A 4,770-nucleotide genomic window follows, 5' to 3' on the forward strand; every position below is an offset into this window, starting at 1 on the left:
CGATCCAGCGCACCGCCAGCAGGACCGTCCCGACGATCGTCATCGCCAGCGCGCCGATCCGCACCCCGCCTTCGTCCTTCGCCTCCGCCCGGCGCAGCACCCAGATGTTGGGCAGGGCGCTGGCGATCAGGCCGATGGTGAAGATGCCGCTCCACGCCAGGTCGGGCAGGCGGTCGCCGGCCGGCGGCCACGCCTTGCTCTGGCTCGCCAGATACAGATACGCTCCCGCCGCCAGCGCGAAGCCGATGCCCTCGATCGCCATGAACCCGGCATTGCCCCACCACACCAGATGGCGCGCGCCGGTCTCGCTTTCCGGCAGGCCCGACAGGTCGCCGGTCACGGTCGTTTCGCGCGCGCTCATCATGTCCGCACTCTCATGTCCGCACTCTAAGCGGCCCGGTATGCGCCCGGTCGCGCTGGGGCCAGAACCAGCACGCCAGCGCGATCGCGATCGGGATGGCACCCCATGCGACCGCCCAGGCCGTGAAGATGCTGCCGATGAACATCGCCGTCACCGCCAGCGCGGCGATCACCGGCCAGATCGACGGGCCCGCGCTTTTCTGGCGATATTGCGGATGCGCGTCGATCGCGGAGGTGACCAGCACCTGCCGCCGGTCGCTGGCCATGCCGATCATCACCGGCAGATTGTGCGGATCGTCCCACAGCGGCGCGATGTGCGCGACGACCGGGGTCGCGTCGAAATTGTGCGGCGGCGGCGGGGACGGCGTCGCCCATTCCAGCGTCGCACCGCCCCACGGGTCCGCCCCCGCCGCCACGCCGCGCGTCCGGCTCAACCAGGCATTGGCGACGAACACCAGCCCGCCCGCCACCGCGATCACCGATCCCAGCGTCGCGACCAGGTTCAGCCAGCCCCAGCCCATCTCCGGCCCATAGGTATAGATGCGCCGCGGCATCCCCATCAGGCCTAGGATATGCATCGGAAAGAAGCCCAGGTTGAACCCGCCCAGGATCAGCGCAAAGGCGATCCTGCCCCAGAATTCGGACATCAGCCGACCGGTCGCCTTGGGATACCAATAACACAATGCGCCGAACAACGGGAACATCGCGCCCCCGACCAGCACGTAATGGAAATGCGCGACGACGAAATACGTGTCGTGCAATTGCAGGTCGAGCGGCGCGGACGCGGTCATCACGCCCGACAATCCGCCGATGACGAACGTCGCGATGAAGCCCAGGATCCAGAGCAGCGGCGTGTCCAACCGCGGCCGTCCGCTCCACAATGTCGCGATCCAGCAGAATATCTGGATCCCCGCGGGCAGCGCGATGGCCATGCTGGCGGCGGTGTAGAAATCGTTGCCCAGCCGCGGCAGGCCGACTGCGAACATGTGATGGACCCACAATCCGAACGCGAGCACCGCGATCGACAATAGCGACAGGACCATCGCGATATGGCCGAAGATCGGGCGCCTGCTGAACGTCTCGACGATGGCGGTGACGAAACCGATCGCGGGAACGAAGATGATGTACACCTCCGGATGGCCGAAGAACCAGAACAGATGCTGGAACAGCAACGCGTCGCCGCCGCCCGCGGGGGTAAAGAACTGCGTCGACACCAGCCGGTCGGCGATCAGCATGCTCGTCACCAGCATCACCGCGGGCAGCGCGACCATCGTCATCAGCGACGCGATCAGCATCGCCCAGATGAACACCGGCATCCGCGCCAGCGTCATGCCCGGGGGGCGCATCTTGATGATCGTCGCGGCGATGTTGACCGATGCCGAAAGGGCGGCGACTTCGGTGAAGGTTATCATCTGCGCCCAGATGTCGGTGCGGTGCCCCGGCGAATATCCCGGTCCCGACAGCGGCGGATATTCGAACCATCCCAGGTCGGGCGTGATGTCCAGGATATGGGGTATCCACAGCATCAGCACCCCGCCCAGGTACAGCCAGTAACTGAACGCCGCCAGCCGCGGGAACGCCAGGTTGCGCTGCCCCAGCATCAGCGGGACCAGCCATATTCCCATCGCTTCCATCACGGGGACGGACACCAGGAACAGCATCGTCGATCCGTGCAGCGTAAAGCTTTCGTCGTACAGCTGCGGCCCCATCCGCCCCATGTCGGGCGCGCTCAGCTGCAACCGCATGTCCAGCGCCAGCATACCGGCCAGGAACAGCATCGCGACCGCGGTGAACACGTATCGCGCCGCGATCCGCTTGTGATCGACGGTGGTCAGGAACCCCCACAGCCCCGGCGGGTCGCTCCACGTCAGCCGCAGGCGCGTCAGGTCCGGGATCATCGCAACCCTTCCAGATACCGCGCCGCCGCATCGGCATCGGCCCCGGACAGCGTGATCGTCGGCATCATCGTCCCCGGCTTCAACGCCTGCGGCTGCGCGATCCATCCTTGCAGGGCGCCACGGCTCATCGGCAGCACGCCCGCCGCGATCGATCGCCGGCTGCCGACATGCGTCAGGTCCGGCCCGGCGCGACCGGCCGCTGGCGTGCCGCGCACGACATGGCACGCCGCGCATGCACCGCCGGTCACCACCGCCAGGCCGCGCCGCGCGACCGGGTCGGTCGGCGGGGTCGGCACTCGCGTTTGGGCGGCCATCCAGCGCGCGAAATCGGCCGGGCTCTCGACCTTCACGTCGATCGCCATATGTGCGTGTTGAATTCCGCAAAATTCGGCGCATTGGCCGCGAAACCAGCCGGTTTTCGTCGGAATAACGTCCAGAACATTGTCGCGGCCGGGAATGACGTCCATTTTTCCGGCAAGATTGGGGACCCAAAAGCTATGGATGACATCCGCGGAGCCCAGCGCGAGCCGCGCGGTGCGGCCCTGCGGCAGGTGCAATTCGTTCGCCGTCTCGATCCACGCGCCGCTCGCCGGGTCACGGTATTGGATGCGCCACCACCATTGATGCGCCGTCACCCGCACCGCCAAGGCCGGCGTCCGCCGGACCGCGGCCAGCTTGCGCTCGACCAGGAAACTGCCCGTAATCAACACGCTAAGCCCAATCAGGATTATCCCTGCCCACAGTATCAACCCTCGCCCCAGCACCGCGTCGGCCGGCGTCAGATCGGGCGCGTCCCCCGTCTTCCTGCGCGCGCGCCACACGCTCCACCCCAACGCGGCGATCACCAGCGCATAGATCGGCACGCACACGATCAGCATCAGGGCGAACAACGCCGCCTGCCGCTCCGCCTGCACCCCCGCCGGCATCAACGGCGTCTGCACCCCCGCGCAGGCCCCCAGCACCAGACACGCCATTGATATCACGGCGACATTTCTCGGCGTCATCGCAGCGGCCCCGACCATGCCGCGCCCTGCGGCTCGCCCTTCAGGTCGTTGTCCTGCCGGTGCCGCTTGCCCGGCGTATGGCTGTGCAGGTCGCGGACGAAGGCGGCGATCTGCCAGACCTGCTCGGTCGGCACCCTGTCGCCGCCGCCATGCCCGTTGGCGGTGACCGCAAAGACCCGGTCGATGGTCCCGCCATATTTCCAGCGCCCATCCGCCAGATCGCGCACCCCCGTCGCATCGACACCGTGGCACCGCCCGCACCCATACCAGGTGAAATAACGGCCACCCTGTGCGACCTGATAGACATTGCCCTGAAACGCCGTGGCCCTGGGATCCTGCGCGCCCGACGGCGGCGTCTGCGGCTGCTCCGGCCCGATCGTCCGCGCCTCACGGCTGCAGCCGCTCGCGACGGCAAGCAGCGCACCTGCCGCCAGCACTCGCCCAATGTCCCTCGTGCCCCTCACGTAACGACGCTAGCAGCCCTTAACATGCCCCGGCTCAACCCAGATCAAGTCGCGAGGGCCGCACGCCCCATCCGTTCGTTTCGAGCATCGTCGAGAAGCGCCGACACACCTTCACGCATCAGAACCTGGCCCCCGCCCGCACCCCGATCGTCCGCGGCGTATTCGTCACGATATACGGCCGCTGCCCGCAACTGCCGCGGCCTTCAGATTGGCGTGGCCCAAATGATCGGGCTCGTCGCCCATCAGCCGGTCGAGTTCGGCGATCGCCTCCGTCGGCCGGTTCAGCCGATACAGGACGATCGCCAGATTCCCCCGCGCCGCCCCGAACCCCGGCGCCAGTTCCAACGCCCGCCGCAGCAGCGTCTCGGCATCCTTGTACCGGCCGATCCGCCCGGCCAGCTCGGCCAGCATGCGGATGGCGCGCACATCAAAGGGATCGGCCTTCAGATACCCCTTCAACAGCGGTTCCGCTTCGCCCAGTCGATTGTCGTGCAGCGCCAGCGCCGCTTCGACCAGGCGTGGGGGCATGTGTCCGGGTACAGGAATGGCAGGAATCATCGCGCGCATCGCACCACGTCCGCGCCGCCGGATCAACCTGTCGACACCGGCGTCCGCCCTATTCCACCGCGCGCAGATGCCCGCGGCGCGGGGGCGGCGCACTCAGCACCTCGTCGACGCGCGCCGCCAGATCGAATTGGCGGAACGGCTTGGCCAGCCGGGGCACGTCGCCGGGCACGTCGGCCCCGGCGGCGGAATAACCGGTGATGAGCAGCGCGGGGATGCGGTGCCCGGCCGCGCGCAATTCGGTTATCAACTCGCCGCCCGTCATGCCCGGCATCAGATAATCGGTGACGACGACATCTGCGTCCAGCCCGCCGAGCACCGCCGCCAAAGCCTGGCTCGCCGAAGCGACTACGACCACGATATAGCCGATGTCGCGCAGCATATCGGCGGTCGCGAAGCGCACCACATCCTCGTCGTCGACCAGCAGCACCTTGGCTGCGCGTCGCGCCTGCACCGGCTCCGCGATCCGATCGACAGTCG

At 67.7% G+C, this 4,770-nt stretch carries 4 protein-coding genes and 2 pseudogenes; all 6 read right to left on the bottom strand.

Annotated elements, in window-relative coordinates; all coding sequences use genetic code 11:
* Nucleotides 1-364, bottom strand: a pseudogene (locus tag VF649_RS03255) (cytochrome C oxidase subunit III); the annotation flags it as partial.
* Nucleotides 365-374: 10 nt separating this feature from the next.
* Nucleotides 375-2,258, bottom strand: coding sequence for a cbb3-type cytochrome c oxidase subunit I (locus tag VF649_RS03260; RefSeq protein WP_331010526.1), 1,884 nt, complete (start codon nt 2,256-2,258; stop codon nt 375-377).
* Nucleotides 2,255-3,232, bottom strand: a complete 978-nt coding sequence (coxB, locus tag VF649_RS03265; RefSeq protein ID WP_331010527.1) for a cytochrome c oxidase subunit II — start codon at nt 3,230-3,232, stop codon at nt 2,255-2,257. The genes VF649_RS03260 and coxB overlap by 4 nt, the downstream gene beginning before the upstream one ends.
* Nucleotides 3,233-3,258: 26 nt before the next feature.
* The gene (locus VF649_RS03270) at nt 3,259-3,726 is read right to left on the bottom strand and encodes a cytochrome c (RefSeq protein ID WP_331010528.1); all 468 of its coding nucleotides are present in this window, start codon (nt 3,724-3,726) and stop codon (nt 3,259-3,261) included.
* Between the two features lie 177 nt (nt 3,727-3,903).
* Nucleotides 3,904-4,284 (bottom strand): annotated as a pseudogene (locus VF649_RS03275) (tetratricopeptide repeat protein); the annotation flags it as partial.
* 58 nt (nt 4,285-4,342) lie between these two features.
* Nucleotides 4,343-4,770 (bottom strand): response regulator (locus tag VF649_RS03280; RefSeq protein ID WP_331010529.1); only part of this gene is annotated, 428 nt, incomplete at its 5' end.

This window comes from Sphingomonas sp. (assembly GCF_036387535.1).
Taxonomy (GTDB): domain Bacteria; phylum Pseudomonadota; class Alphaproteobacteria; order Sphingomonadales; family Sphingomonadaceae; genus Sphingomonas_R.

Bases quoted from the DNA above. Each gene is read 5' to 3' on its own strand.
- coxB (WP_331010527.1), bottom strand. From the start codon at position 3,232: ATGGCGTGTCTGGTGCTGGGGGCCTGCGCGGGGGTGCAGACGCCGTTG.
- VF649_RS03260 (WP_331010526.1), bottom strand. From the start codon at position 2,258: ATGATCCCGGACCTGACGCGCCTGCGGCTGACGTGGAGCGACCCGCCG.